The organism is Variovorax sp. Root434, from assembly GCF_001426595.1.
Classification (GTDB): Bacteria; Pseudomonadota; Gammaproteobacteria; order Burkholderiales; family Burkholderiaceae_C; genus Variovorax.
The window spans coordinates 1-26126 of the sequence record NZ_LMEK01000027.1 but is presented as its reverse complement, the minus strand read 5'-3'; the positions used below and the strand labels follow the sequence as shown (position 1 = coordinate 26126).

The 26126-nt window shown below is 66.7% G+C and carries 21 protein-coding genes, 1 tRNA gene and 1 pseudogene; 11 read left to right on the top strand and 12 right to left on the bottom strand.

What is annotated here, in order from left to right:
- The first annotated feature begins 67 nt into the window (after positions 1–67).
- Positions 68–670, top strand: coding sequence for a Maf family protein (locus tag ASD05_RS26500; RefSeq protein ID WP_056598895.1), 603 nt, complete (start codon positions 68–70; stop codon positions 668–670).
- Between the two features lie 7 nt (positions 671–677).
- A complete protein-coding gene (rng, locus tag ASD05_RS26495) occupies positions 678–2204 on the top strand; it encodes a ribonuclease G (protein WP_056598893.1) in 1527 nt (508 codons plus the stop codon).
- Positions 2205–2211: 7 nt separating this feature from the next.
- On the opposite strand, the gene msbA is transcribed toward rng, so the two are convergent.
- On the bottom strand, positions 2212–3996 hold the full coding sequence (gene msbA / locus ASD05_RS26490) for a lipid A export permease/ATP-binding protein MsbA (RefSeq protein ID WP_056598890.1): 1785 nt from the start codon (positions 3994–3996) through the stop codon (positions 2212–2214).
- Positions 3997–4249: 253 nt separating this feature from the next.
- On the opposite strand from msbA, the gene tolB reads away from it, so the two are divergent.
- The 6 genes from tolB to ASD05_RS30320 all read left to right on the top strand — a co-directional run bounded on the left by tolB (position 4250) and on the right by ASD05_RS30320 (position 7989).
- Positions 4250–5476: a Tol-Pal system beta propeller repeat protein TolB gene (gene tolB, locus ASD05_RS26485; protein WP_056598887.1), complete on the top strand. Its 1227-nt coding sequence runs from the start codon at positions 4250–4252 to the stop codon at positions 5474–5476.
- A gap of 28 nt (positions 5477–5504) precedes the next feature.
- Positions 5505–6023, top strand: coding sequence for a peptidoglycan-associated lipoprotein Pal (pal, locus tag ASD05_RS26480; RefSeq protein ID WP_056598884.1), 519 nt, complete (start codon positions 5505–5507; stop codon positions 6021–6023).
- Positions 6023–6772 carry a tol-pal system protein YbgF gene (gene ybgF / locus ASD05_RS26475; protein ID WP_056598881.1) on the top strand — a complete coding sequence of 250 codons (750 nt, stop codon included), beginning with the start codon at positions 6023–6025 and terminating at the stop codon, positions 6770–6772. Before pal ends, ybgF begins: the two co-directional genes overlap by 1 nt.
- A 19-nt stretch (positions 6773–6791) precedes the next feature.
- Entirely contained in the window at positions 6792–7649 is an 858-nt protein-coding gene (locus tag ASD05_RS26470) for a ThiF family adenylyltransferase (protein ID WP_056598879.1), read from the top strand.
- Positions 7650–7697: 48 nt separating this feature from the next.
- A tRNA-Lys gene (locus tag ASD05_RS26465) sits at positions 7698–7773 on the top strand.
- Between the two features lie 24 nt (positions 7774–7797).
- A complete protein-coding gene (locus ASD05_RS30320) occupies positions 7798–7989 on the top strand; it encodes a hypothetical protein (RefSeq protein WP_157610303.1) in 192 nt (63 codons plus the stop codon).
- Between the two features lie 44 nt (positions 7990–8033).
- On the opposite strand, the gene ASD05_RS26460 is transcribed toward ASD05_RS30320, so the two are convergent.
- On the bottom strand, positions 8034–8750 hold the full coding sequence (locus ASD05_RS26460; protein ID WP_082572391.1) for a helix-turn-helix domain-containing protein: 717 nt from the start codon (positions 8748–8750) through the stop codon (positions 8034–8036).
- 69 nt (positions 8751–8819) lie between these two features.
- Here ASD05_RS26460 and ASD05_RS26455 point away from each other — a divergent pair, with 69 nt between their 5' ends.
- Positions 8820–9053 (top strand): XRE family transcriptional regulator, encoded by a 234-nt coding sequence (locus ASD05_RS26455; protein ID WP_056598876.1) that lies wholly within the window; start codon positions 8820–8822, stop codon positions 9051–9053.
- Positions 9054–9240: 187 nt separating this feature from the next.
- Here ASD05_RS26455 and ASD05_RS26450 read toward each other — a convergent pair whose 3' ends face one another.
- The 10 genes from ASD05_RS26450 to ASD05_RS26405 form a co-directional block, all read right to left on the bottom strand.
- The gene (locus ASD05_RS26450; RefSeq protein WP_056598873.1) at positions 9241–9744 is read right to left on the bottom strand and encodes a hypothetical protein; all 504 of its coding nucleotides are present in this window, start codon (positions 9742–9744) and stop codon (positions 9241–9243) included.
- A 28-nt stretch (positions 9745–9772) separates the two neighbouring features.
- Positions 9773–11761, bottom strand: a complete 1989-nt coding sequence (locus ASD05_RS26445) for an ABC-F family ATP-binding cassette domain-containing protein (RefSeq protein WP_056598870.1) — start codon at positions 11759–11761, stop codon at positions 9773–9775.
- Between the two features lie 125 nt (positions 11762–11886).
- The gene (prmB, locus tag ASD05_RS26440; RefSeq protein WP_056598867.1) at positions 11887–12774 is read right to left on the bottom strand and encodes a 50S ribosomal protein L3 N(5)-glutamine methyltransferase; all 888 of its coding nucleotides are present in this window, start codon (positions 12772–12774) and stop codon (positions 11887–11889) included.
- Positions 12771–13949, bottom strand: coding sequence for a succinyl-diaminopimelate desuccinylase (gene dapE / locus ASD05_RS26435; RefSeq protein WP_056598864.1), 1179 nt, complete (start codon positions 13947–13949; stop codon positions 12771–12773). Before dapE ends, prmB begins: the two co-directional genes overlap by 4 nt.
- Positions 13950–14030: 81 nt before the next feature.
- Complete coding sequence (locus ASD05_RS26430) at positions 14031–15179, bottom strand: PilT/PilU family type 4a pilus ATPase (protein WP_007832312.1); 1149 nt, start codon at positions 15177–15179, stop codon at positions 14031–14033.
- Positions 15180–15243: 64 nt separating this feature from the next.
- On the bottom strand, positions 15244–16068 hold the full coding sequence (gene dapD / locus ASD05_RS26425) for a 2,3,4,5-tetrahydropyridine-2,6-dicarboxylate N-succinyltransferase (RefSeq protein WP_056598860.1): 825 nt from the start codon (positions 16066–16068) through the stop codon (positions 15244–15246).
- A 40-nt stretch (positions 16069–16108) separates the two neighbouring features.
- Positions 16109–17338, bottom strand: a complete 1230-nt coding sequence (gene dapC, locus ASD05_RS26420; protein ID WP_007832308.1) for a succinyldiaminopimelate transaminase — start codon at positions 17336–17338, stop codon at positions 16109–16111.
- Positions 17339–17409: 71 nt separating this feature from the next.
- A complete protein-coding gene (locus ASD05_RS26415) occupies positions 17410–18051 on the bottom strand; it encodes a LysE family translocator (RefSeq protein WP_056598857.1) in 642 nt (213 codons plus the stop codon).
- Positions 18052–18087: 36 nt separating this feature from the next.
- Positions 18088–19434: an amino-acid N-acetyltransferase gene (gene argA, locus ASD05_RS26410; protein WP_007832305.1), complete on the bottom strand. Its 1347-nt coding sequence runs from the start codon at positions 19432–19434 to the stop codon at positions 18088–18090.
- Between the two features lie 49 nt (positions 19435–19483).
- Positions 19484–21469: an AAA family ATPase gene (locus ASD05_RS26405; protein WP_056598853.1), complete on the bottom strand. Its 1986-nt coding sequence runs from the start codon at positions 21467–21469 to the stop codon at positions 19484–19486.
- Positions 21470–21913: 444 nt separating this feature from the next.
- Between ASD05_RS26405 and hrpA the strand changes: the two genes are divergently transcribed.
- Positions 21914–25693 (top strand): ATP-dependent RNA helicase HrpA, encoded by a 3780-nt coding sequence (hrpA, locus tag ASD05_RS26400; protein WP_235508124.1) that lies wholly within the window; start codon positions 21914–21916, stop codon positions 25691–25693.
- Between the two features lie 102 nt (positions 25694–25795).
- Positions 25796–26126 (top strand): annotated as a pseudogene (locus ASD05_RS29835) (transposase); the annotation flags it as partial.

The window sequence follows — 26126 nt, the reverse complement described above, 5'->3', positions numbered from 1 at the left end:
CTTGCAGTCCTTCACATTCTTTTCGGACCCGGGCGGCCGCCGCTCGGCCCTTCAGGAGCACTGAGCCTTGTCGGATTTCGTCTACCTCGCTTCACAAAGCCCCCGCCGCGCCCAGCTGCTCGGCCAGCTCGGCGTTCGCCATGCACTGCTGCTGGCCGATGCCGGCGAAGACGCCGAATCGCTCGAAGCCGTGCTGCCCAATGAGGCCCCGGCGACTTATGTGCAGCGCGTCACGGCGCTGAAGCTCGATGCCGCCGTGGCCCGGCTCCGGAGCCGCGGACTGGCCGAGGCGCCGGTGCTCTGCGCGGACACCACGGTTACGCTCGGCCGCGCCATCCTCGGCAAGCCCGAAGACGAGAAGGATGCCGCGCGCATGTTGCGGATGCTCTCAGGCAGCACGCACCGCGTGCTGACGGCCGTGGCGCTGCAGCACGGCACGCAGCGCCATGCGGCGCTCAGCGTGTCGCGCGTGCGTTTCGCCGACATCACCGATGCGCAGATCGCCCGCTACGCCGACAGCGGCGAGCCGCTCGGCAAGGCCGGGGCCTATGCCATCCAGGGTGCGGCGGCCGCGTTCATCGAGCACATCAGCGGGTCCTATTCGGGCATCATGGGCCTCCCCATGTTCGAGACCGCGCAGCTGCTTCGAAGCGCCGGTTTCAATACTTGAGAATTCCATGCAGGACATACTGATCAACTGGTCTCCACAGGAGACCCGCGTGGCGCTGGTCGAGCACGGTGCGGTGCAGGAGCTGCACGTCGAGCGCACGCTGGAGCGCGGACTCGTCGGCAACATCTACCTCGGCAAGGTGTCGCGCGTGTTGCCGGGCATGCAGTCGGCCTTCATCGACATCGGTCTGGAGCGCACCGCCTTCCTGCACGTGGCCGACATCGTCTCGCCGTTCACGCCGGGCTCGCGGCCCAGCGCACCGGCGCCCGAGCGCGACCATCGCAACGGTGGCCCGATGGTGCCGATCGAGAAGCAGGTGTTCGAAGGCCAGTCGCTGCTGGTGCAGGTCATCAAGGACCCCATCGGCACCAAGGGTGCGCGCTTGTCGACGCAGATCAGCATTGCCGGGCGGCTGCTGGTGTTCCTGCCGCAGGACAACCACATCGGCGTTTCGCAGAAGATTCCGTCGGACCAGCGCGAGTCGCTGCGCAACCGCATGCTCGCGCTGATCGAGGCGGCCGCGGCTGCCGACAGCGGCGGCGTGGTGCCGGCCAACACGGGTGGCTTCATCCTGCGCACCAATGGCGAAGATTCCAGCGACCCCGAACTGGCCGAAGACATCGCCTACCTGCGCAAGACCTGGTCGCGCATCCGAGAGGCATCGATGCGCATGCCGGCGATGTCGCTGCTGCACCAGGATCTGAGCCTGCTGCAGCGCGTGCTGCGCGACATGACCAGCGAGGACACGCAGACCATCCGCATCGATTCGCGCGAGCAGTTCGAGGTGCTGTTGAAGTTCGGCCTCGAGTTCATGCCCAAGGCAGCTGGCAAGCTGCAGCACTACAGGGGCGAGCGGCCGATCTTCGATCTGTATTCGGTCGACGAGGAAATCGCGAAGGCGCTGGGCCGGCGCGTCGAGCTCAAGTCGGGTGGCTACCTGGTGGTCGACCAGACCGAGGCGCTGACCACGGTGGACGTGAACACCGGCGGCTTCGTCGGCGCGCGCAACTTCGACGACACCATCTTCAAGACGAACCTCGAAGCGGCGCAGGCCATCGCGCGGCAGTTGCGGCTGCGCAATCTGGGCGGGATCATCATCGTCGACTTCATCGACATGGGGCGCGACGACCATCGCGAGCAGGTGCTGGCGGAATTCCGCAAGCAGTTAGCGCGCGACCGGGTGAAGACCACGGCCGGCGGTTTCTCGCAGCTCGGACTGGTCGAGATGACACGCAAGCGCACCCGCGAATCGCTGGCGCACATGCTGTGCGAGCCCTGCGTGGCCTGTGGCGGGCAGGGCATCGTGAAGACCGCGCGCAGCGTGGCCTACGACGTGATGCGCGAAATCCTGCGCGAGGCGCGGCAGTTCACGCCGCGCGAGTTCCGCATCGTGTCGTCGCCTCAGGTGATCGAGCTGTTCCTCGATGAGGAAAGCCAGCACCTGGCGGGGCTGAGCGACTTCATCGGCAAGCCGATTTCGCTGCAGGCCGAGCCCGCGATCGGGCAGGGGCAGTACGACATCGTGCTGCTCTGAGAGCGGCTCAGAGCGTCGGATCCTGCCCCGGCGTGGCGCTGCGCACGGCCAGCGTCTGCAGCCGCGCATAGAGTCCGTCCATCGCCATGAGTTGTGCGTGGCTGCCTTGCTCCGCGATGCGGCCTTGCTCCATCACGATGATCCGATCTGCGTGCTGGATGGTCGAGAGGCGGTGGGCCACGATCAGCGTCGTGCGGTTCTGCATCAGGCGCTGCAGGGCACCCTGCACCAGCCGCTCGGACTCGGTGTCGAGAGCCGAGGTGGCTTCGTCGAGCAGCAGCACGGGGGCGTTCTTGTACAGCGCGCGGGCAATGGCGAGGCGCTGGCGCTGGCCGCCCGACAGCTGCGTGGCGTTGTGGCCGAGAACCGTGTCCATGCCCTGGGGCAGGCTTTCGACATGCGCACTGAGGTTGGCCGCCGCTATGCACTGCAGCACGCGCTCGCGGTCGATCTCGGCGCCCAGCGCCACGTTGGCGGCCAGCGTCTCGTTGAGCATCACGACATCCTGGCTCACCATGGCGAACTGGGCGCGCAGGCTCTTCAGTTGCCATTCGCTGGTGTCGTGCCCGTCGAGCAGCACCTGGCCGCCGCTGGGCTGCACGAAGCGGGGCAGCAGGTTGACCAGCGTGGTCTTGCCTGAACCCGAGGGGCCGACGAATGCGACCACCTGGCCGGGCTCGATGGTCAGGCTCACGCCGTCGAGCGCGCGTTGTTCGTCTTCGCCTCGGTAGCTGACCTGCACGTTGCGCAGCTCGATGCGTCCTTCGGCGTGTTCGACCTGGAATGTGCCCTGCGACTCCGGTGCCACGTCGTCGATCAGGACCAGCCCGCGCTCCAGGGCGGCGAGGCCGCGCGTGATCGGGCCGGCCACTTCGGCGAGGCGCCGGATCGGCGCAATCAGCATCAGCATGGCCGTGATGTAGGCAACGAAGCCGCCCACCGTGAAGCCCTGCTTGCCGCTTTGCCAGAGCGCGATCATCACCACCACCGACAGCGCGAGCGACGCCATCATCTGTGTGAGCGGCGTGGTGGCCGCCTGCGCGATGGTCGACTTCACGGCCAGGCGGTTCAGGCGTTGGCTCAGCTGTTCGAAGCGGTGGCCCTGCGCGCCTTCCGCGCCGTGCAGGCGCACCACGCGGTGGGCGAGCACGTTCTCCTCGACCACGTAGGCCAGTTCGTCGGTGGCCTGCTGGCCTTGCTGGGTGAGGCGGTACAGCCGTTTGGAGAACACCTTCATGATCCAGGAGATGCTGGGCACGAGGAATGCGACGATCAGGGTGAGCTTCCAGTTCAGGTAAACCAGATAGCCAAGCAGCGCGATCAGCGTGAAGCCGTCGCGCGAAAGGCCGAGCAGCGCCTGCACCAGCAGCATTGCGCCGGTCTGCACTTCGTAGACCACCGTGTTCGACAGGGTGCTGGCCGATTGGCGCGCGAACAGCGCGAGTTCGGCGCCGAGCAGGTGCTCGAACAGCACCCGTCGCAGCTTCTGCATGCCTTCATTGGCGATGCGCGACAGCGCGTACTGGGAGATGAACTGGGCGATGCCGCGCACCGCGAACAGCAGCAGCACGGCGGCAGGCACGAACCACAACGGCATCTCGCCGCGCGTGAAGCCGCGATCGAGCAGCGGCTTCAGCAGCGCGGCCATCAGTGGCTCGGTGATTGCAGCCAGCATCGCCCCGCTCAGTCCGAGGGCCCACCATTGGCGCGAGCCGCCAAACCAGGTCATGAGTCGCGCCAGACGGCGCATCAGGGGAGGGCGGGCGTTCTCGCCGCCGGGGGATGCTTGCATGGCGGCGGATTCTACGGGGCCCTCATCCAGGGCCTGCCGCTGGTGCTTCTGTAGGACCGCGCCGCTCGATAAACGTTTTGTGACGGCCGCCTCAAGCCAGTGTGTAACATGTGGCCCGATAAAGCCGGGGAGAACTTTTTACCCGGAAACCTCTCCGAATCGCATGAACAAGCCGTTGCCAACTCCAATTCCAACTCCTTCTTCATCACTTTTTGCACGCCGCACACTCATTGCGGCCCTCGCTGCCACCCCCATGATTCCTGCACTGGCCCAGTTCCGGGTCGAGGTGTCGGGCGTCGGGCTCACGCAGCTGCCGATCGCGCTCGTTCCTTTCAAGGGCCAGGAAGGCTCGCCCCAGAAGATCTCGGACATCGTCCAGGCCGACCTGGAACGCAGCGGCCAGTTCCGCGGCGTCGATGCCTCGGGCCAGGCGCTGGACGAAGCCTCCCGTCCCGACCTGTCGCTGTGGCGCCAGCGCACCGCCGACTCGCTCGTGGTGGGCAGCGTCACCCGGCTGGGCGACGGCCGCTTCGACGTGAAGTTCCGCCTGTGGGATGTGGTGAAGGGGCAGGACCTCGGTGGCCAGAGCTACACCGTGCCGCAAGGCGACCTGCGCCTTGCCTCGCATCGCATTGCCGACTACGTCTACGAGAAGCTGACCGGCGAGAAGGGCATCTTCTCGACCCGCATCGCCTACGTCACCAAGGGCGGCAGCCGCTACTCGCTGTGGGTGGCCGATGCCGACGGCGAGAACGCACAAGCCGCGCTCGCCAGCCCCGAACCCATCATCTCGCCCTGCTGGTCGTCCAATGGCCAACAGCTGGCATACGTGTCCTTCGAATCGCGCAAGCCCGTCGTGTACGTGCACAACGTGGCCAGCGGCCAGCGCCGGCTGCTGGCGAACTTCAAGGGCTCCAACAGCGCACCGGCCTGGGCGCCCGACGGCAATTCGCTCGCCGTCACGCTCAGCCGCGACGGCGGCTCGCAGCTGTTCTCCATCCCGGCCAGCGGCGGCGAACCGCGTCGCCTGACGCAAAGCGCAAGCATCGACACCGAGCCTGTGTACTCGGCCGACGGCGGCACCATCTATTTCGTGAGCGACCGCGGCGGTGCGCCCCAGATCTACAAGATGAGCGCCAGCGGCGGCAACCCGACACGGGTGACCTTCAGCGGCACCTACAACATCTCTCCGTCTGTCAGCGGCGATGGCCGGTGGTTGGCCTACATCTCCCGCGTGGGCGGTGCCTTCAAACTCCATGTGATGGAGTTGGCAACCGGCAACGTCAGCGCGATCACCGACACCTCCGCGGACGAAAGTCCAAGCTTTGCCCCGAACAGCAAGCTGATCGTCTACGCAACGCACCTGCAAGGCCGCGAAGCGCTCATGACGACCACGCTAGATGGAAAAATAAAGGCACGGCTTGCGGGACAGGCGGGAGACATCAGGGAACCGGACTGGGGTCCGTTTCAAAAGCAATGACCAAGGTTTATTTGAGGAGTTTGAAAAAATGTTGAAACGTACGATTTATTCGCTGGCCATCGTGGCCCTCATCGCCGGTTGCTCGTCGGGCACCAAGCTCAACGACACGCCCGTGACCGACGGGCGCGGCACCGCGGGCCAGCAGGGCGGCGGCGCCAGCACCGTGACGCCAGTCAATGCCGATCAGAACGCCGGCACCATGCAGGGTCCGGTTGGCGTGGCGCGCATCGTCTATTTCGACTATGACAGCTACACCGTCAAGCCCGAATTCCAGTCGCTGATCGACGGCCACGCCAGGTTCCTCAAGGCCAATCCGCAGCGCCGCGTCTCGATCGAAGGCCACACCGACGAGCGCGGTGGCCGCGAGTACAACCTGGCGCTCGGCCAGAAGCGTGCCGAGGCCGTCCGCCGCGCGCTGACCCTGCTGGGCGTGAGCGACGGCCAGATCGAGGCCGTGAGCTTCGGCAAGGAAAAGCCTGCCGTCCCGGGCTCGGGTGAGGAAGTATGGGCACAGAACCGCCGCGCCGAACTCCGCTACACCCGGTGATGCCGCGCGCTCTCATGCGAGGCGCGGCGCTGGCCGCAGCCCTGCTTTGCGTCTCGATGGGGTCGCAGGCCGCACTGTTCGAGGATGACGAGGCACGCCGCGCCATCCTCGACCTGCGCCAGCGCGTCGAGGCCATGCGCCAGCAGACCGACCAGCGGCTGACCGACGAGAACGGCCAGTTGCGCCGCAGCCTGCTCGACCTGCAGAACCAGATCGAGCAGATGCGTGGCGACCTCGCCCGCATGACCGGCCAGAACGAGCAGCTCACGCGCACGCTGAGCGAGATGCAGTCGCGCCAGACCACCATCGACGACAAGCTCAAGCAGAGCGAGCCCTCGAAGGTATCGGTGGACGGCCGCGAGTTCACCGCCGATCCCAAGGAAAAGGCCGACTTCGACGCCGCCCTCGGCGTGTTCCGCTCGGGCCAGTTCGCGCAGGCGCAGACCGCGTTCGCCGAATTCGTCAAGCGCTACCCGCAAAGCGGCTACAACGCTTCTGCGTTGTTCTGGCTCGGCAATGCGCAGTACGCCACGCGCAACTACAACGAGGCCATTGCGAACTTCCGCTCCATGCTCTCGCTCGCGCCCGACCATGCCAAAGCCCCCGAGGCCGTGCTGTCGATCGCGAACTGCCAGATCGAGCTGAAGGACACGCGCGCCGCGCGCCGCACGCTGGAAGACCTGACCAAGGCCTATCCGCAGTCCGAAGCCGCGCAGGCCGGCCGCGAGCGCCTCTCGCGCCTGCGTTGATGCCGGCGGAGCCTTGCGCTTGAGTGCCATCGTCATCGACGCTTTCACCACTCCTCCCGCCGCCGCGGATGTCCTCATCGACACCGCGGCGCCCGATCTTGCGCGCCGCTTCGGCGGGCTTGAGCGGCTGTACGGCGTTGCCGGTGCCGCGCGCATCCGCAACGCGCATGTGCTGGTCGTCGGCATCGGCGGCGTGGGTTCGTGGGCGGTCGAGGCGCTGGCGCGCAGCGGGGTGGGGCGGCTGACGATGATCGACCTCGACCACGTGTCGGAGTCGAACATCAACCGCCAGATCCATGCGCTCGATGCCACCGTGGGACAGGCCAAGGTCGAAGCCATGCGTGACCGCATCGCGCAGATCAACCCCGGATGCAAGGTGCAGGCGATCGACGATTTCGTCGAGCCCGGCAACTGGACATCGCTGCTCGATGCGGCGCTGGCCGCGAACGGGCCGGTAACGGCCGTCATCGATGCCTGCGACCAGGTGAAGGCCAAGGTGGCCATGGCGGCGTGGGCGCGTGCATCTTCTTCATCATCGCGCGCTGCGTTCGTCACGGTGGGCGCGGCGGGCGGCAAGCGGCAGGCGCACAAGGTCGACATCGACGACCTGTCGCTCGTCACGCACGACCCCTTGCTGGCGCAATTGCGTCAGCGCCTGCGCAAGGAACACGGCGCGCCGCGCGAAGGCCGCAAGATCGGCATCGCCTGCGTCTTCAGCCGCGAAAGCGTGGCGCCGCCCGATGCGTCATGCGCCATCGAAGGCGACGGCTCGCTCAACTGCCATGGCTACGGATCGGTGGTCAGCGTCACCGCGACCTTCGGTCAATGTGCAGCGGGTTGGGTTCTCGACCAAATTGCCTCAAACGTCACGCTATAATCTTAGGCTTTGCCGGATTCGATACCGGCTAGAAGAAAAAATGGTTCCGGGACGTTAGCTCAGTTGGTAGAGCAGCGGACTTTTAATCCGTTGGTCACTGGTTCGAATCCAGTACGTCCTACCAGAACCCTTCTCCTCTGAAAACACGTTGATCAAGGCCGCCTTCCAGCGGCCTTTTTTATTTGCGGCGTTCAAAGTTGTCCGGCGAGGTAACGCAAAGCGCGCGGACCTGGAACAACAAAAAAACAGCCCGCACGAAGGCGGGCTGGAAGGTGACCTGCTGGAGGAGGGAGGATCAGAGAATGCAGGCCACAGGGAGAGCCATGACTATCGCCTGTGAACCTGCATAGAAGCTGACCTTGATGGAATCCCGTTTCAACGGCCTCAGTCTTCGTCTTCCCACTTGCCGATGACGGTGCCGAGCACGGTGAAGGCTTGGCGTACCGGCTCGTGCGTCGGGTTCAACGGCAACAGCCAGCGGCGCCCGTCGTCTTCCTTGAACACCTTGAAGGTGATCTCGCCGCTGTCGTCGAGTTTCGCGATGATGCGTTCGCCGTCATCGGGTGTCTTCAACTGTGTATCGACGAACACGATCGACTCCGCCGGATAGCTCTTCAGATGGCCGCTGGGCGCGGTCATGCTGTCGCCGCGCACGCGCAGCGCATAGGTATGAAGGCTGTGATGGGCGATGCAGGGAATCCAGCGCTCGGCACTGGGCTGTTGCGAAACTTCCAGGCTGTCCCAGTTGGCGGCGTCCGCCCATGCGATGAGCGGCACGGTGCCGGGAGTGCGGGGATTGAACGACGGGATCGACGGCGGAGTGCGTGTCACGCGATAGGGGCCAGGCGGTTCGTTGGCCCTGTCGCGGGCCTGGCGGATCTGGTCTTCGTCCCATGGAGCCGGTCCGTCGCCGGTGTCCAGCCAGTTGGGATCGGCACGGTAGGCGCGCGCCAGCGCGAGCACGCTCATCGACCGGCTGGTGTCTCCCCGCTCGATCTTGGAAATGCTGGACTGCTTGACGCCGGAAGCTGCCTCTGCCTGCTTCTGCGTCATCTTGGCGAATTTGCGCGCGGCCAAGGCGCGTGTGGCAATGGTCTCCATTGAGCGGGATTTAAGCTCAAATGAATATTCTTTCTGGACTCTAAAATATGAGAAAAAGGGAGAAAGACCATGAAGCCACGCGAGTTGGTGCTGGCGCTGAGGGCCATGGGGCTCACGCAGAAGCAGATCGAACAGAGAACCGGCATTCCGCAGCCGACGATCAGCAAGATCGGCCTGGGGCGGGTGAGCGACGTGATGTCGCGCCACTACATTGCGCTGCTGGCTGCCTACGAGCAGCAGGTGCGGGAAGAGGCGCTCAAATCTGCGCCGCGGGCCTTGCGCCGACCGTCGGCCGATGAGTAAGCCGTGCTCAGACGCTTCCTGTCGGGCCTTTGGCTTGATCGCGTGCTGTGCGCGCTGCTGGCGTTGCTGTCCCTTGCGGGGCTGATCGTCGGGCTGGTGGCGGCACGCCCCGCCATCGCGGGGGCCGGTTGCTTCGGGCTGGTGTGTGCAGGCTGGGCGGCGCAGGTTCTGTTCGACCGCGAGGCGCTCAGGCGTTCGCGTGCGGTTCGGGCGGCGCGAGAGCGAGGGTCGTGCTGACGCGCACGCAGTCCTTGATGTGCTGCTCGCCAAGCGCGCGCAGTGCCGCATAGCCGAGCGCGGCCGACACGATCTGCCCGGCGATGGGCACGTACTTGGTTGCCTGCTTGGCGGTAAGGCGCACGCCCGCGTGCCTGGCCAGCCGGATCAGCAGGTCGCGCGTGACGAGCCGGCCGACCAGCAGGGCGCCGACGGTGGTCGCTGCCTTCTGGATGCGCTCGCGCTGGTGCGGCGCGAGCTTTTCGACCTGGGTGACCGAGAGGCCGAACTCGGCGCTGATCTGCGGCACCAGCCGCGAGAGCAGCGCGGCATCGGCCATCCAGTCGATGCCGGGCAGGGGCACGGCGCTGGCGGCGGCGGCCATCAGGGCCTTGCGGGTGATGAGCCGGCGGCTGCGGTGCACGGCGGCGATGAGTTTCTCGTCACCCCGGGCCAGGTCGATGGTGGACGGCATCCGGTGATTCCCCTTGCCTGGTTCCAGGTCAGGCCGCCAGGGCTTCGAGCTGGTCCGACAGGGCCAGCCATCGCTCTTCGAGGCGGCCGATTTCATCGTTGAGTGCCTTCAGCCGCTTGCCCGCTTCGGCAATCTCGGCAGGAGGCAGCGGCTGCGCCAGGCGCGCTTCGAGCGCTGTGCGCTCGGTGCCGGCGGCGGCCATGCGCTCGTCGATCTGCGCGATCTCGCGCTTGATCGGCTTGGCCTGGTCGCTGCGCTGCTGGCGCTCCTGGGCGTCCTGCTTGCGTTGCTGCCCAGCGGCGGGCGCCGCCACCGGTGCGGCAGCAGCAGCAGCGATGCTGACGGCCTCGCGCGTCGCCATCTTGGCTTCTTCGCGCAGGCGCTTGGCCTCGTCGAGCAGGTAGCGCTGGTAGTCGTCGAGGTCGCCGTCGAAGTCGCCGACCACGCCGCGGCCCACCAGCCAGAACTCGTCGCACACCGAGCGCAGCAGCGCACGGTCGTGGCTCACCAGCATCAGCGTGCCTTCGAACTCGTTGAGCGCCACGGCCAGGGCCTCGCGGGTGGCCAGGTCCAGGTGGTTGGTGGGCTCGTCGAGCAGCAGCAGGTTGGGGCGCTGCCACACCATCATCGCGAGCACGAGGCGGGCCTTCTCGCCGCCGCTCATGGTGCCCACGGGCTGCTTGACCATGTCGCCGCTGAAATTGAAGCTGCCGAGGAAGCCGCGCAGGGCCTGCTCGCCGGTGGCTTCCTTGACGCTGCTGCCGAGCTCGCGCGCCATGCGCACCATGTGCTCGAGCGGGGTGTCCTGCGGGCGCAGCACGTCGAGTTCCTGCTGTGCGAAGTAGCCGATGTTCAGGCCCTTGCCCTCGGTGACCTGGCCGGCCAGCGCGCCCATTTCGCGCGCAATGGTCTTCACCAGCGTCGACTTGCCCTGGCCGTTGGCGCCCAGGATGCCGATGCGCTGGCCCGCCAGCACCGAGCGGCTCACGCCGCGAAGAATGGTCTTGGGCGCTTCGTTCTCGATCTCGTACCCGAAGCTCGCGTTGCTGATCGACAGCATCGGATTGGGGATGTTGCCCGGCTCCTTGAACTCGAAGGTGAAGTCGGCCTCGGCCAGCAGCGGCGCCACCTTTTCCATGCGCTCCAGCGCCTTGACGCGGCTTTGCGCCTGCTTGGCCTTGCTGGCCTTGGCCTTGAAGCGGTCGATGAACTTCTGCAGGTGGGCGATCTTGTCCTGCTGCTTGCTGAAGGCCACCTGCTGCTGCTCCATCTGCAGCGCGCGCATGTCCTCGAACTTGCTGTAGTTGCCGCCGTAGCGCGTGAGCTGGGCGTTGGCGATGTGCAGGGTGACGTCGGTCACGGCGTCGAGAAACTCGCGGTCGTGGCTGATGACGATCATGGTGCCCGGGTACTTCTGCAGCCAGGCTTCGAGCCAGACGAGGGCGTCCAGGTCCAGGTGGTTGGTCGGTTCGTCGAGCAGCAGCAGGTCGCTCGGGCACATCAGGGCGCGGGCCAGCTGCAGGCGCATGCGCCAGCCGCCCGAGAAGCTGTTGACGGGCTCGTCGAGCTCGTGCGACTTGAAGCCCAGGCCCAGGATGAGCGCCTGCGCGCGCGGCACGGCGTCGTGCTCGCCGGCGTCGGCCAGGTCGGTGTAGGCGTGGGCCAGTTCCATGCCGATGTCGGCGTCGTCGGGGTTCTCGGTGTAGGCGGCCTCGATGGCGGCCAGCGACTCGCGCAGTTCGGTCAGGCGGGTGTCGCCGCCCACCACGAAGTCGGTGGCCGACTCCTCGGTCTCGGGCATGTTCTGCGCCACCTGGGCCATGCGCCAGTGTTTGGGCACCGAGAAGTCGCCGCCGTCTTCGTGCAGCGTGCCGTTGAGCAAGGCGAACAGGGTCGACTTGCCGGCGCCGTTGCGCCCCACCAGGCCGACCTTCTCGCCGGGGTTGAGGGTGACGGTGGCGCCGTCGAGCAGAACCTTGGCGCTGCGGCGAAGAATGACGTTTTTGAGAGTGATCATGAAAATGGGCCTAGGCCGGGATTATCCCGGGTGGGCAGAAGGGGGCCGCGAATGCGGGTTACCGGACGCAGAGGACGCGAAGGTTTCGCAGAGGGCGCAAAAGGAAAACCAAAAATGGTTTTGTATTACTTCTGCGTCCGGAAGTCCGATTTCAGCAGCGCATCCCGTGTGACCAGCAAGACCTGGTCCTCGCCCGCCGAGGTTTCGAGCCAGACGACCTCGAGCTGCGGAAAGGCGGCCTCGAAATAGTCGCGCTCGTTGCCGATTTCCAGCACCAGCACGGCGCGCTCGCTCATGCGGGAAGGCGCGTCGGCGAACAGCTGGCGCACGAAATCCATGCCGTCGGTGCCGCCGGCCAGTGCGAGCTCGGGCTCGGCACGGTATTCGGCGGGCAGGGCGGCCATGCTGGCGCTGTTCACGTAGGGTGGATTGCACAGCACGAGGTCGTACGGGCCGGGCGCGTTCGCCAGGCCGTCCGATTCGATGAGCGTGACGCGCGCGTCCAACTCGTGGCGCGTGACGTTGATGGCGGCCACTTCGAGCGCCTCGACCGACAGGTCGGCCGCATCCACGGTCACGTCCGGGTACGTCAGCGCCGCGAGCACCGCGAGGCTGCCGTTGCCGGTGCACAGGTCGAGCACGCGCTGCGTGTGCTCGCCGAGCCAGTAGTCGATGGAACCGTCGGCGATCAGCTCGGCGATGAAGCTGCGCGGCACGATGGCGCGTTCGTCCACGTAGAAGGGCACGCCCTGCAGCCACGCCTCTTTCGTGAGGTAGGCGGCGGGCTTGCGCGTGGCGATGCGTTCGTCGATCAGCGCGGAAACCTTGCCGGCTTCTGCGGGCGACACGGGCGTGTCGGCGACGCTGTCGAGGTCGTCCAGCGGCAGCTTCAGGCGCCACAGCACGAGCCAGGCGGCTTCGTCGAAGGCGTTGGCGGTGCCGTGGCCAAAAGCCACGCCGGCTTCCTCGAGCCGCCTGGCGCCCGACTCGATCAGCTCGATGACGGTGCTCATGCCGCGAGTGCAGCGTCAAGCTGCTTCAGCGTGCGCAGGTAGATGTTCTTCAGCGTCTCGATCTCGGCCACGTCGATGTGCTCGTCGATCTTGTGGATGCTGGCGTTCACCGGGCCGAGTTCGACCACCTGCCTGCAGATCTTGGCGATGAAGCGCGCGTCGCTGGTGCCGCCGCTGGTCGACAGCTCGGTTTCGATGCCGGTCTCTGCGCGGATCGCGCCCTGCACGGCCGCGACCAATTCGCCGGGCGTCGTCAGGAAGGGCAGTCCGCCGATGGTCCAGGCCAGCGTGTAGTCGATGCCGTGCGCATCGAGCACGGCGTGCACGCGCTGCTGCAGCGATTCGGGCGTCGATTCGGTCGAGAAGCGGAAGTTGAAGTCGATCACCGCGCTGCCCGGAATCACGTTGCTTGCGCCGGTGCCCGAATGGAAATTGCTGATCTGCCAGCTGGTGGGCTGGAAGTAGGGGTTGCTCGCGGTGTCCCAGCCACCCGCGGTGTTGATGGCCACCAGCTCAGCCAGCGCGGGCGCCACCGAATGCACGGGGTTCTTCGCCAGGTGCGGATAGGCGATGTGGCCCTGCACACCCTTGACGGTGAGCTTGCCGCTCATGGTGCCGCGGCGGCCGTTCTTGATCATGTCGCCGCAGCGCTCCACCGCCGTGGGCTCGCCAACGATGCAGTAGTCGATGACTTCGCCGCGCGCGGCCAGCGCGTTGCAGACGATGACGGTGCCGTCGACGCCGGGGCCTTCTTCATCGCTGGTGAGCAGCAGGGCGAGCGTGAGCTGCGGGTCGGGCACGGCCTGCAGGAATTCCTCGATCGAGGTCACGAAGGCGGCCACCGAGGTCTTCATGTCGCAGGCGCCACGGCCGTAGAGCTTGCCGTCGCGATGCGTGGGGGTGAAAGGGTGGCTGGTCCATTGCTCGACAGGGCCGGTGGGCACCACGTCGGTGTGGCCGGCGAATACCAGCGTCTTGGTCGCAGCCGCGTTGGTGGGACGGCGCACCGCCCAGAGGTTGGTCACCCGAAAGTCGGCCGGCCCGCTCCCGATGGTTTCCAGGGTGAAGCCCAGTGGCGCCAGCCGCTCGCCGAGGATCTGTTGGCAGCCCGCGTCTTCAGGGGTGACGGAGGGGCGCGAGATGAGTTGTTCGGCGAGCTGGAGCGTACGGGACATGGCACAGGAATGGAGGGTGACTCTTCCAGGAACACCGCGGAACCGGCGCGCGACACGAAGTGCGCGAAGCCTGGGGGAGAGTCAGAATTTGACGTCGAGCGTGATGTCGGTGAAGGTGGGTTCGTCGACCTGGTCGGTCAGGTGGCGGTCGTCCACCTGCTGCTTGGGCGCGGCGCGGTTCTGCAGGCGCCACATCAGGTTGGTGGGCGAATCGGCGTGCGACAGGCCTTCCTCGCGCGTGACGCGCTCTTCGGTGATGAGGCGGGCGATGTCTTCCTCGAAGGTCTGCGAGCCTTCGGCCATCGACTTTTCCATGGCTTCCTTGACGCCCGAGAAGTCACCCTTTTCGATCAGCTCGGCCACCAGCGCGGTGTTGAGCATGACTTCGAGCGCCGGCACGCGGCCGCCGGTCGGCGTGCGCAGCAGGCGCTGCGACACGATGGCGCGCAGCGCGCCGCCCAGGTCGCCCAGGAGCGTAGGCCGAACCTCGACCGGGAAGAAGCTCAGGATGCGGTTCAGCGCGCGGTAGCTGTTGTTGGCGTGCAGCGTGGCCACGCACAGGTGGCCCGACTGCGCGTAGGCGATGGCGGCGGTCATGGTGTCGCGGTCGCGGATTTCGCCGATCTGGATCACGTCGGGCGCCTGGCGCAGCGCGTTCTTCAGCGCCATCTGCAGCGAGGTGGTGTCGCTGCCCACGTCGCGCTGGTTCACCACCGATTTCTTGTTGGTGTAGGTGAACTCGATCGGTTCCTCCACCGTCAGGATGTGGCCGCTGGCGTGCTCGTTGCGGTAGTCGAGCATCGAGGCCAGCGTGGTGGTCTTGCCGGCGCCGGTGGCGCCCACCATCAGGATCAGCCCGCGCTTGTCCATGATGAGCGTCTTGAGGATGTCGGGCAGGTTCAGGTCGGCAAAGCTCGGAATCGTCGAGGCGATGTGCCGCACCACCACCGCGTAGGTGCCACGCTGGCGCATGGCGCTGATGCGGTAGTTGCCGGCGCCTTCGAGGGCGACGGCCATGTTGAGTTCGCCCGTGCTTTCCAGCTCCTGGATGCGGGCGGGGGGCACCACCTCGGACAGCAGCGCGAGCGGCGCGGTGGCCGGCAGCACTTGCGCGTTGATCGGCACGCAGATGCCGTTGATGCGGATCAGCACCGGGGAGTGGGCCGAGAGGTAGATGTCGGAGGCCTTGCGCTCGGCCATCAAACGAAGAATCCGCTCCATCATGTTCATCGGTCTCTCTCCTCGGGTGCTGTTGTTTTCTCTAAGGGGAAAAGGGATTGGTCCTGGGGACCGCTCAGTCGCGCAGCAGGTCGTTCAGCGAGGTCGTGGAACGCGTCTTGGCGTCGACCTTCTTCACGATGATGGCGGCGTACATGCTGTAGCGGCCGTTGTCCTTGGGCAGGCTTCCGGCCACGACGACCGAGCCCGCGGGCACGCGGCCGAAGTGGGTTTCGCCGGTGGCGCGGTCGTAGATCGGGGTGCTCTGGCCGATGAACACGCCCATCGACAGCACCGAGTTTTCTTCGACCACCACGCCTTCGACCACTTCGGAGCGCGCGCCGATGAAGCAGTTGTCTTCGATGATGGTGGGGCCGGCCTGCAGCGGCTCGAGCACGCCGCCGATGCCGACGCCGCCCGACAGGTGCACGTTGGCGCCGATCTGCGCGCACGAACCCACGGTGGCCCAGGTGTCGACCATGGTGCTTTCGCCCACGTAGGCGCCGATGTTCACGTAGGAGGGCATCAGGATCGCGCCCTTGGCGATGTAGCTGCCGCGGCGGGCCACGGCCGGGGGCACGATGCGAACGCCCGATTCCTTCAGCTCGTTGGCCGACAGGTGCGAGAACTTGGTCGGCACCTTGTCGTAGAAGCCGAGCGAACCGGCCTGCATCTGCTCGTTGTCCTTCAGGCGGAACGACAGCAGCACGGCCTTCTTGATCCACTGGTGCACGGTCCACTTGCCGACGCTTTCACGGGTGGCCACGCGCAGCTTGCCGTTGTTGAGTTCGGTGATGACGTGCTCGACGGCGTCGCGCACTTCGGCCGACGAAGCGGAGGGCGAGATGTTGGCGCGGTCTTCCCACGCGGCGTCGATGATTTGTTGCAGTTGCTGGGTCATGAAGAAAGTCTCGGGTGAAAAATGGGAGCGGGAAAGCGGATCAGCGGCGGGCGTCCGTGCCCTCGTTGCAGAAGCGGACGATGCGTCCGGCGGCCTCGACGCACTCGGCCGTTCCGGCCACCAGCGCCATGCGGATGCGGCCCCGGCCGGGGTTGGCGCTGTGCGCCCCGTATGTCGTATGGCGCGCCAGATAGCTGCCCGGCAAAACCGTCACATTGTATTGAGCGTAGAGCGCGCGGGCGAAGGCTTCGTCGTCGCCAGCCCACACTTCGGGCACGCCGGCCCAGAGGTAGAAACTGGCGTCGGGCAGGCGCACGTCGAGCACGGGTTCGAGCAGCGGCGTGACGGCAGCGAACTTGGCGCGGTACTGCGCGCGGTTATCGACCACATGGGATTCGTCGCCCCAGGCCGCGATGCTGGCCGCGGCCACGGTGCCGCTCATGGCGCTGCCGTGGTAGGTGCGGTAGAGCAAGAACTTCTTGATGATGGACGCGTCGCCCGCCACGAAGCCGCTGCGCAGGCCGGGCACGTTGCTGCGCTTGGACAGCGAGGTCAGCGCGATCAGGTTCCTGAAGTCGGGCCGGCCGAGCTTCACCGAGGCTTCGAGGCCGCTGAGCGGGGGCTCGTCGCGGAAGTAGATTTCGCTGTAGCACTCGTCGGCGGCGATCACGAAGCCATGGCGGTCGGACAGCGCGAAGAGCTTCTTCCACTCGTCCAGCGACATCACGGCGCCCGTCGGGTTGCCCGGCGAGCAGACGAACACCAGTTGGGTGCGGGCCCAGACGTCGTCGGGCACGCTGTCCCAGTCGACTGCGAAATTGCGCGCGGGCACGCTGGCCACGTAGTACGGCTCGGCACCCGAGAGCAGGGCCGCGCCCTCGTAGATCTGATAGAACGGGTTGGGCGACATCACCACCGGCTGCGGCGAGGCGGTCGGGTCGACCACGGTCTGGGCCAGCGAGAACAGCGCCTCGCGCGAGCCGTTGACGGGCAGCACCTGCGTGGCGGGGTCGAGGGCGAGGCTGTAGCGGGTTTTCAGCCAGTCGGTGAAGGCGGTGCGCAGCGCCACGTCGCCGGCGGTCGCGGGGTAGGCGGCCAGCGCGCCGAGGCTCGCGCTCAAGGCGTCCTTGATGAAGCCCGGCGTGGCGTGCTTGGGTTCGCCGATGCCCAGGCTGATGGCGGAAAACTCGGGATTGGGCGTGACGCCCGCGAACAGTTGCTTCAGCCGCTCGAAGGGATAGGGTTGCAACCGGGAAAGCAGGGGATTCATGCCCGGGATTATCGGTGACGGCTGTTACTGCTCCTGGCGAAGCGGCTACTGGCCGGTGACAGGTGTCGTCGTCAGGCCGCGCCGCGCCGGTAGAAGGCCAGCGAGCCGGCCAGCGCCAGCAGCATGCCGCCGCAGGCGCGGTCGATCCAGCGCGTGGCCGACACGGTCAGCAGCCGGATCGCGCGGGCGCCGACGAAGGCGTAGGCCAGCATCACCGCCATGTCCAGGGCCGCGAAGATCAGGGCAATGGCCAGGTACTGCGGCGCCTGCGCGGCCGAGGGGTCGATGAACTGCGGCAACAGCGCCGAGCAGAAGATGTAGCCCTTGGGGTTGGTCACCGCCACGAGGAAGGACTTGAAGAAGATGCGCTTGCTCTCGCCCGCCGTGGTCAAGGGCGTGCCGTCGGCGGCAGGCAGATGGAAGCCGCCACCCCTGGAGCGCAGCATGCGCAGGCCGAGATACGCCAGGTACACCGCGCCGACCCACTTCAGCATCGAGAACCAGAACTCCGACGCGGCCAGCAGCGCGCCAAGGCCGAGGGCCACGGCGCCGACCAGCACGAAGTCCGACAGCACCGCGCCGAGCATGCCCGGCAAGGCTCGCCGTACGCCGTGGCGGGAGCCGTTGCTCAGCGCCAGCAGGACGGTAGGGCCGGGCGTGGCGATGGCGGCGAAGGCCACCATGGCGAAGAGCAGGGCAGTTGCGAGCGTCATCGGGGCAGTCTCCTTCTCGGGGATTTCAGCAGTCGGTCAGATCTTCTTGACCAGCACCTGGCTCTTGCGGTCCCAGTTGTACTTGCGCTTGCGCGCCTCGGGCAGCCAGTCGGGGTTGACCTGCTGGAAGCCGCGCTTGAGGAACCAGTGCATGGTGCGCGTGGTGAGCACGAAGATGCTGTCCAGGCCCATGGCCTTGGCGCGGTGTTCGACACGCTTGAGGATGCGTTCGCCGTCGCCCTGCGACTGCGATTGCGGCGACACCGTGAGCGCTGCCATCTCAGCGGTGCGCGCCTCGGGGTATGGGTAGAGCGCCGCGCAGCCGAAGATCACGCCGTCGTGTTCGATCACCGTGTAGTGGCCCACGTCGCGCTCGATCTCGGTGCGGTCGCGCTTGACCAGCGTGCCGTCGCGCTCGAAGGGCTCGATCAGCTGCAGGATGCCGCCGATGTCGTCCACCGAGGCTTCGCGCAGGCTCTCGAGCTTCTCGTCGATCACCATCGTGCCGACGCCGTCGTGCACGTACACCTCGAGCAGCAGCGAGCCGTCGAGCGCGAAGGGCAGGATGTGGTTGCGCTCGACGCCGGCCTTGCAGGCCTTCACGCAGTGCTGCAGGTAGAAAGCCGTGTCCGTCGGTTTCTGCGGCGGTGGCAGCGAGGCGAGCAATTTTTCTGCGGCGTCCAGTGGCAGCTCGGTGTCGATCGGGTTGTCCTCGCTCTCGGGCAACTCGCTGTCGATGCGGATGCCCGGGATCTCGGTCAGGAAGATCAGCTTGTCGGCCTGGATCGAGATGGCGACGCTGGTGGCCACCTCTTCCATCGTCAGGTTGAAAGCCTCGCCGGTGGGCGAGAAGCCGAAGGGCGACATCAGCACCATCGCACCGAAATCGAGCGTGCGGCGGATGCCGGCCGAGTCGACCTTGCGCACCAGGCCCGAATGCTTGAAGTCCACCCCGTCGACAACGCCCACGGGCCGCGCGGTAATGAAGTTGCCCGAGATCACCCGCACCGTCGAGCCCGCCATCGGCGTGTTCGGCAGGCCCTGGCTGAAGGCGGCCTCGATCTCGTAGCGCAGCTGCCCCGCGGCTTCCTGCGCGGAGTCGAGCGCCACTTCGTCGGTGATGCGGATGCCGTGCGAGTACTTCGCTTCGTGGCCCTTGGCCGCGAGCTGCTCGTTGACCTGCGGGCGGAAGCCGTGCACCAGCACGATCTTCACGCCCATGCTCTGGATCAGGGCCAGGTCCTGCGCGATGTTCTGCAGCTTGCCCGCCGCGATCGCCTCGCCCGCCAGGGCGACCACGAAAGTCTTGCCGCGGTGCGTGTGGATATAGGGCGCGACCGAGCGGAACCAGGGCACGAAGGTGAAGTTGAAAACGGTGGACATGGGGCGTGATTGTGCATTCATGGAGCGTCGTTTGCCTGACGCGGGCGATTCAGGCGATCGCCCGCAGCACGCGGGCCGCGCTGGCGGGGACGGCCGCCGCGGCGCCCTCGGGTTGCGCTGGGGGCAGCAGGTCGGCATGGCGGGCGCGGAAGCTCGCCAGCAGCGCCGCATAGGCGTCGGTCGGCTCTCCGGTTGGAGCGGTTGGCAGGCCGAGCATTGCCGCCAGTTCGGCCGGCGCGATGGAGCCCTCGCGCATCAGCGTGTTGACCACCGCCACCAGCGCCGGCGTGTGCGCGTCGAGCAGCGCGAGGGCGCGCGCATGCTCCTGCGCGAGCAGGGCCTCGATCTCGGGGTTGGTGGCATCGACGTCGGTGTTGCGGTTGTCCTCCGGGTCGTTCGCGACGTCGGTGCGGCTCAGGCGCGTGCCGAACGCGAAGTGGCGCACGTACTGTGCCGCGCAGGCGGTGGCCTGCATGAAGTCCTGCACGGCGCCCGAGGTGCAGGCCTGCTCGCCGAACACCAGCTGCTCGGCGGCACGGCCCGCGAGACTCACGCAGATGCGGTCGCGCAGGTTCTCCTTCGACCACGTCTTGCGCTGCTCGTAGCTGTTGTAGCCGCCCTCGAACGAGGCCACGTTGATCTTGATCTCCTGCGGTGCGCGGCCGAACAGCAGGCCGTAGGCCACGCCGTGGCCGGCCTCGTGCACGGCGAGCAGGGCGCGGAAGTCCTCGCTCGAACGCTGCTTGAGGCGATTCAGCTCCAGCGACACCGGGAACTGGCGGCGCGCCTTGCGGTACCTGGCCGCGATGCACGAGGCGCCCGCATCCAGCGTGAGCCACACCGGCTCGCTGCCGTCGGCGCCTTGCTCCAGCGCCCACAGCGCGGCATTGACCAGCGTGGCGCTCAGGATCGCGTGGATCGACGAGAACAGCGGGCGCGTGCCCTGCGCCGGGAACACGGCGTTGGCGTAGATCTGCTCGTACACGCTCGCGTCGAGCACGAAGCGCACGCCGGAGCTTTCCTGGATCTCGGCCACATAGCGGTCGCAGATCGACAGGATCAGGCGCACATAGGTCGCACGGTTGAACGACGGGTAGATCACGTGGTTGTTGCCCAGGCGTGCGATCTGTTCGGGGCGGAAACGCTCGGCCAGCGCCTTCTTCACATCGATGACGGAGAGCTTCTTCGCCAGCGTGTGGAAGATGTCGGCGTCTGTGTCGCAGTCCTCGACGCGGCGCGCCGTCTCGGCGTACATCTCGTCGAGATTGCCCGAGACGAACACCAGCAGCTTGCTGTAGTCGGTCTCCCAGCTCTGTTGCATGTCGCGGAAGGCGCGCAGGCGTGCGTGCACCTCGGCGGGCTTCCAGGCCATGATCTGCAGCAGGGTCTCGGTGAGCTTCAGGCAGCGCTTCACTTCGCGCGCCTCCCAGGGCGAGAGGTGCAGCTTGCGCTTCTTGTCGTCCTTCTTCCTGTCGGCCGGGCCGTCGCGGTCCTGCACGTATTCGGCCTGCGCGAGCGACGATTCGATCTCGCCGAGCATCGACAGCGCGGGCGGCAGGCGGCCGTCGGACAGCAGCGCCCACACGTCCTGGTAGCGCTCGACCTTGGCGTCGTTGCCGCTGCCGTCGACCGTGCGGAAGCGCTGGAACTCGTCGAGCACCAGGATGCCGGGCGTGCCTTCGGCAATGCCCGATTCGGCCAGCATGGCCGAGATGGAGCCGCGGCTGTGATAGCCCGAGCCGTGGCTGAAGCCGTCCATCTGCACTTCGATGAAGCGATCGTAGAAGCCCAGGTGCTGGGCCAGACGGCGCACGAGCTGCGTCTTGCCGGTGCCGGTCAGGCCCCAGAGGCAGATGACCACAGGGCGGCTGATGAGCTGCGGCAGCACATACCAGGCGCGCAGCGAATCGATCACGCGGTCGATGATGTCGTCGATGCCGAAGAGCTCGGTCTTCAGCGCCTCGGCGACGGTCTGCAGATGGCGCGTGCGTTCGGACAGCTCGGCGTGCAGGCGGGAATGGATGTCTTTGGACATGGTGTTTTTCTTTTTTATCGAACAGGTACGGAAAAGCGGCCGCTCCTTCGCATGAAGGAATCGGCAGTCAGACGCTGTGGGAGCGGTTGCGGCGCTTCTGTGCTCGAAGCGCGCGGGGGCGCGGCTTCAGGCCGGGCGAGGCAACTTGGCCCGTCCATGCGCGGTGGGCGCATGGCTTGCGCAGCGACGGCGCAAGGTGGTGGGGGCAAGGCAGGACATGGACGCGATCGTAGCGAGAGGGTGCGGTTGAGTAAAGACTATTTACACTACGTGTTGCCGTGGGGCAGCGCACTGTGGGCGCCCTGCAACAACTGCTGTGCGCACCGATAATCGACGGTTTGCCCGCCGCGCCAGCCCGACGACTGCCTTCCCTTGACGACCACGACACCTCTTCGCATCGAATTTCCCGAATCGCTCCCTGTCTCGGGCAGGCGCGACGAAATCATGGCCGCCATCTCGGCGCACCAGGTCGTTATCGTCTGCGGCGAAACGGGCTCGGGCAAGACCACGCAGCTGCCGAAGATCGCACTCGCGCTGGGTCGTGGCAAGCTCAACGCCGAGCCAGGCAAGGGCCGGCTCATCGGCCACACGCAGCCACGCCGCATTGCCGCGAGCTCGGTCGCCAAGCGCATCGCCGAAGAGCTGAAGACGCCGCTGGGCGACGTGGTCGGCTTCAAGGTGCGCTTTCAGGACCGGTTGAGCCGCGACGCCTCGGTCAAGCTGATGACCGACGGCATCCTGCTGGCCGAGACGCAGACCGATCCGCTGCTGAAGGCCTACGACACGCTGATCATCGACGAGGCCCACGAGCGCTCGCTGAACATCGACTTCCTGCTGGGCTACCTGCGCGAGATTCTTCCGCGCCGTCCCGACCTGAAGGTGATCGTCACCTCGGCCACCATCGACGCCGACCGCTTCGCGCAGCACTTCGCGTCCAGGAACGGGCCGGCGCCGATCATCTATGTCTCCGGCCGCACCTTCCCGGTGGAGCAGCGCTACCGCCCGTTCGAGGAGTCGCGCGAGCACGACCTGAACGATGCGATCGCCGACGGCGTCGACGAACTCTGGCGCGACCCGCACAACGCGGGCGACATCCTCGTCTTCCTGCCCGGCGAGCGCGAGATCCGCGAAGCGGCCGACCACCTGCGCCGTCATCTGAGCCACCAGCCGTTATTGCGCAACGCCGAGGTGCTGCCGCTGTTCGCGCGCCTCTCGGGTCCCGAACAGGACCGCATCTTCGATGGCCACACGGGCCGGCGCATCGTGCTGGCCACCAATGTGGCCGAGACCTCGCTCACCGTGCCGGGCATCCGCTACGTGATCGACACCGGCACGGCGCGCGTGAAGCGCTACAGCTTCCGCAGCAAGGTCGAGCAGTTGCTGGTCGAGCCGATCAGCCAGGCCGCGGCCAACCAGCGCGCGGGCCGGTGCGGGCGGGTGGCGAACGGCATCTGCATCCGGCTCTACGACGAAAAGGATTTCGAAGGCAGGGCGCGCTTCACCGATCCGGAAATCCTGCGTTCCTCGCTCGCGGGCGTGATCCTGCGGATGAAGTCGCTGCGCCTGGGCGACGTGGCGCGCTTTCCGTTCCTCGAAGCGCCATCGCCGCGCGCGATTGCCGACGGCTACCAACTGCTCAACGAACTCGGCGCGGTCGACGACGCCAACGAACTCACGCAAACCGGTGCCGAGCTGTCGCGGCTGCCGCTCGACCCGCGCGTCGGCCGGATGATCCTGGAAGCCCGCTCGCGCGGTGCGCTCGAGGAGGTGCTGGTCATCGCCTCGGCCCTCAGCGTGCAGGACGTGCGCGACCGCCCGATGGACGCACAGCAGCAGGCCGACCAGGCGCATTCGAAATTCGACGACGAGAAGAGCGAGTTCAGCGGCTACCTGCGGCTGTGGAAGTGGATCGCCGACGCGCGCGGCGGCCACGGAGACACGCATAAGCTCAGCAACCGGCAGTACGAGCAGCTGCTGCGGCAGAACTTCATCAACATCCGCCGCGTGCGCGAGTGGCGCGACATCCATTCGCAGTTGCTCACGGTGGTGACCGAGCACAAGTGGCGCCTCAACGCCGAGCCCGCTGGCTACGAGCCGCTGCACCTGTCGATGCTCGCGGGCCTGCTCGGCAACGTCGGCTGGAAGCTCGAAGACGACGAGGCGTATCTCGGCGCGCGCGGCATCAAGTTCTACAAGCATCCGGGGGCGCACCTGAAGAAGAAGCCCGGCCGCTGGATCGTTGCGGCCGAACTGGTCGAGACCACACGGCTCTTCGGGCGCGGCATCGCCAACATCGAGCCGCAGTGGCTCGAACAGGTGGCGGGGCATCTGCTGAAGAAGCAATTGCTCGACCCGCACTGGGAGAAGAAGGGCGCGCAGGTGTCGGCGCTGGAACGCGCGACGCTGTATGGGCTGGTCGTGTACAGCGGGCGGCGCGTCGACTTCACCAAGGTCGATCCGGTCGCGGCGCGCGAGATCTTCATCCGCGAGGCGTTGGTCGGTGGGCAATGGGAGAGCAAGTTCCCGTTCCTCACGGCCAACCGCAAGCTGGTGCGCGAGGTCGAAGGGCTGGAGCACAAGTCGCGCCGGCAGGACGTGCTGGTCGACGACGAGCTGATCTTCGCCTTCTACGACGCGCAGTTGCCCGCCGACGTGGCCAGCGGCATCACCTTCGAGAACTGGTACCGCCATGCCTCGAAGGAGCAGCCACGCCTCTTGTTCCTGACGCGCGATGAACTGATGCGCCACCAGGCGGCTGGCATCACGACGCAGTCTTTCCCGGCCACGCTGCGACTGGGTGGCGTGGACTGTGCTGCGACCTACCTTCACGAGCCCGGTGACGCGAAAGACGGCCTCACCGTCAGCGTGCCGCTGTTCGTGCTCAACCAGGTGAGCGAGGAACGTTGCGAGTGGCTGGTGACGGGCATGCTCAAGGACAAGATCCAGGCGCTGCTCAAGAGCCTGCCGCAGCGCCCGCGCTCGCGGCTGGTGCCGCTGCCCGAGTCGGCTTCGAAGCTGGCGGAAGAACTGTCGGCGCCCGAGCTGTTCGGCACAGGCTCGCTGACCGACGTGCTGCTCAAGCGCGTGCGCGACATGACCAGCATCGACGTGAAGCGCGCCGACTTCAAGCTCGACATGCTGCCGCCGCACCTGTTCATGAACCTGCGCGTGATCGACGAGCACGGGCGGCAGCTGGGCATGGGGCGCAACCTTGGTGCGCTGAAGGCCGAACTCGGTGCGCAGGCACGAGGCGCGTTCCAGGCGCTCGCGGGGCTGAATGTGAAGGCGTCGCCGGAGAAGAAGACGGCGACGGACGAAGACTCGAAGGCGCCCGCGAAGGCGGCCAACGCGCCTGCGGCCGCCGCACTACCCGCCGGCCAGCGCTACACGGGCTGGACTTTCGGCGAGCTGCCCGAACTGATGGAAGTGCGCCGCGGCTCGCAATCGCTGATCGGTTTTCCGGCGCTGCGCGACGAGGGCGACGCCGTGACCATCGAGGTGTTCGACGAGCCCGCCGTGGCGGCTACCAAACACCGGGCCGGCCTGCGCCGCCTGTTCGCACTGCAGCTGAAGGATGCGCTCAAGTACCTCGAGAAGAACATCCCCGATCTGCAGAAGATGTCGGTCGCGTTCATGCCGCTCGGCACCTCCGAGGAACTGCGTGCGCAGATCATCGACGTGGCGATCGACCGCGCCTTCCTTCAGGAGCCGCTGCCGACCGACGAGTTCGCGTTCAAGCGCCGGCTGGAAGAGGGGCGCGGCCGCCTCACGCTGATCGCCAACGAGGTGGGCCGGCTGGCGTCGGCCATCCTCATCGAATACGCGGCGGCCGCGCGCAAGATCAAGGACACGAAGATCCAGCCCGATGCCGTGCAGGATGCCGCGCAGCAGCTGCAGCGTCTCGTCGGCAAGCGCTTCATCGCCGACGCACCGTGGACGCAGTTGCAGCACTTCGCGCGTTACCTCAAGGCCATCGTGCTGCGGCTCGACAAGCTGCGCGCGGACCCGGCGCGTGATGCCGCCAAGCTCGCCGAACTGAAACCGCAAGAGCAGCGCTATTGGCGCCTGGTGGCGGAGCGCAAGGGCGTGGTGGATGAGCGCATGCTTGAATTCCGCTGGCTGCTCGAGGAGCTTCGCGTGAGCTTCTTCGCACAGGAGTTGCGCACGCCGCAGCCGGTGAGCGTGAAGCGGCTCGACAAGGCGTGGGCCCAGTTGCAGGCATGAAAAAGCCCGCCGAAACAGTCTGTGTAAATAGTCGGCGTTGAGTCTGCCTTGAATGCCCTTCAGACGTTGGTCTGGAGGGCATTTTTCATTGGAGAGCGATCAATGGGACATCGGCACGGACAGGACCGGGGGCAGGCGACGCTGTTTCCGCTGATGCTCGATGAGCTGGTGAGCCAGGACGCACTGGTTCGAGTGGTGGATGCCTGGGTGCAGGCGCTGGACTTGAAGGCGCTGGGCTTTGCCAAGGCGCAGGCGCAGCGACTTGGAACACCCCCTACGACCCGGGGGATCTGCTGCGGCTGTACCTCTGGGGCTACCTGAGCGCGATCCGCTCCTCGCGGGCGCTGGAGCGCGAGTGCCATCGCAACGTGGAGTGCATGTGGCTGCTGGGGCGTTTAGCGCCGGATCACAAGACGATTGCCGAGTTCAGGCG

Coding starts and splice junctions, on each gene's coding strand:
- ASD05_RS26460 (WP_082572391.1), bottom strand. CDS start 8,750: ATGGAGACCATTGCCACACGCGCCTTGGCCGCGCGCAAATTCGCCAAG.
- ybgF (WP_056598881.1), top strand. CDS start 6,023: ATGCCGCGCGCTCTCATGCGAGGCGCGGCGCTGGCCGCAGCCCTGCTT.
- prmB (WP_056598867.1), bottom strand. CDS start 12,774: ATGAGCACCGTCATCGAGCTGATCGAGTCGGGCGCCAGGCGGCTCGAG.
- ASD05_RS26450 (WP_056598873.1), bottom strand. CDS start 9,744: ATGCCGTCCACCATCGACCTGGCCCGGGGTGACGAGAAACTCATCGCC.
- argA (WP_007832305.1), bottom strand. CDS start 19,434: ATGTCCACCGTTTTCAACTTCACCTTCGTGCCCTGGTTCCGCTCGGTC.
- dapC (WP_007832308.1), bottom strand. CDS start 17,338: ATGAATCCCCTGCTTTCCCGGTTGCAACCCTATCCCTTCGAGCGGCTG.
- tolB (WP_056598887.1), top strand. CDS start 4,250: ATGATTCCTGCACTGGCCCAGTTCCGGGTCGAGGTGTCGGGCGTCGGG.
- ASD05_RS26455 (WP_056598876.1), top strand. CDS start 8,820: ATGAAGCCACGCGAGTTGGTGCTGGCGCTGAGGGCCATGGGGCTCACG.
- ASD05_RS26415 (WP_056598857.1), bottom strand. CDS start 18,051: ATGACGCTCGCAACTGCCCTGCTCTTCGCCATGGTGGCCTTCGCCGCC.
- rng (WP_056598893.1), top strand. CDS start 678: ATGCAGGACATACTGATCAACTGGTCTCCACAGGAGACCCGCGTGGCG.
- ASD05_RS26405 (WP_056598853.1), bottom strand. CDS start 21,469: ATGTCCAAAGACATCCATTCCCGCCTGCACGCCGAGCTGTCCGAACGC.
- ASD05_RS26445 (WP_056598870.1), bottom strand. CDS start 11,761: ATGATCACTCTCAAAAACGTCATTCTTCGCCGCAGCGCCAAGGTTCTG.
- hrpA (WP_235508124.1), top strand. CDS start 21,914: ATGGCCGCCATCTCGGCGCACCAGGTCGTTATCGTCTGCGGCGAAACG.
- pal (WP_056598884.1), top strand. CDS start 5,505: ATGTTGAAACGTACGATTTATTCGCTGGCCATCGTGGCCCTCATCGCC.
- dapE (WP_056598864.1), bottom strand. CDS start 13,949: ATGTCCCGTACGCTCCAGCTCGCCGAACAACTCATCTCGCGCCCCTCC.
- ASD05_RS26430 (WP_007832312.1), bottom strand. CDS start 15,179: ATGAACATGATGGAGCGGATTCTTCGTTTGATGGCCGAGCGCAAGGCC.
- msbA (WP_056598890.1), bottom strand. CDS start 3,996: ATGCAAGCATCCCCCGGCGGCGAGAACGCCCGCCCTCCCCTGATGCGC.
- dapD (WP_056598860.1), bottom strand. CDS start 16,068: ATGACCCAGCAACTGCAACAAATCATCGACGCCGCGTGGGAAGACCGC.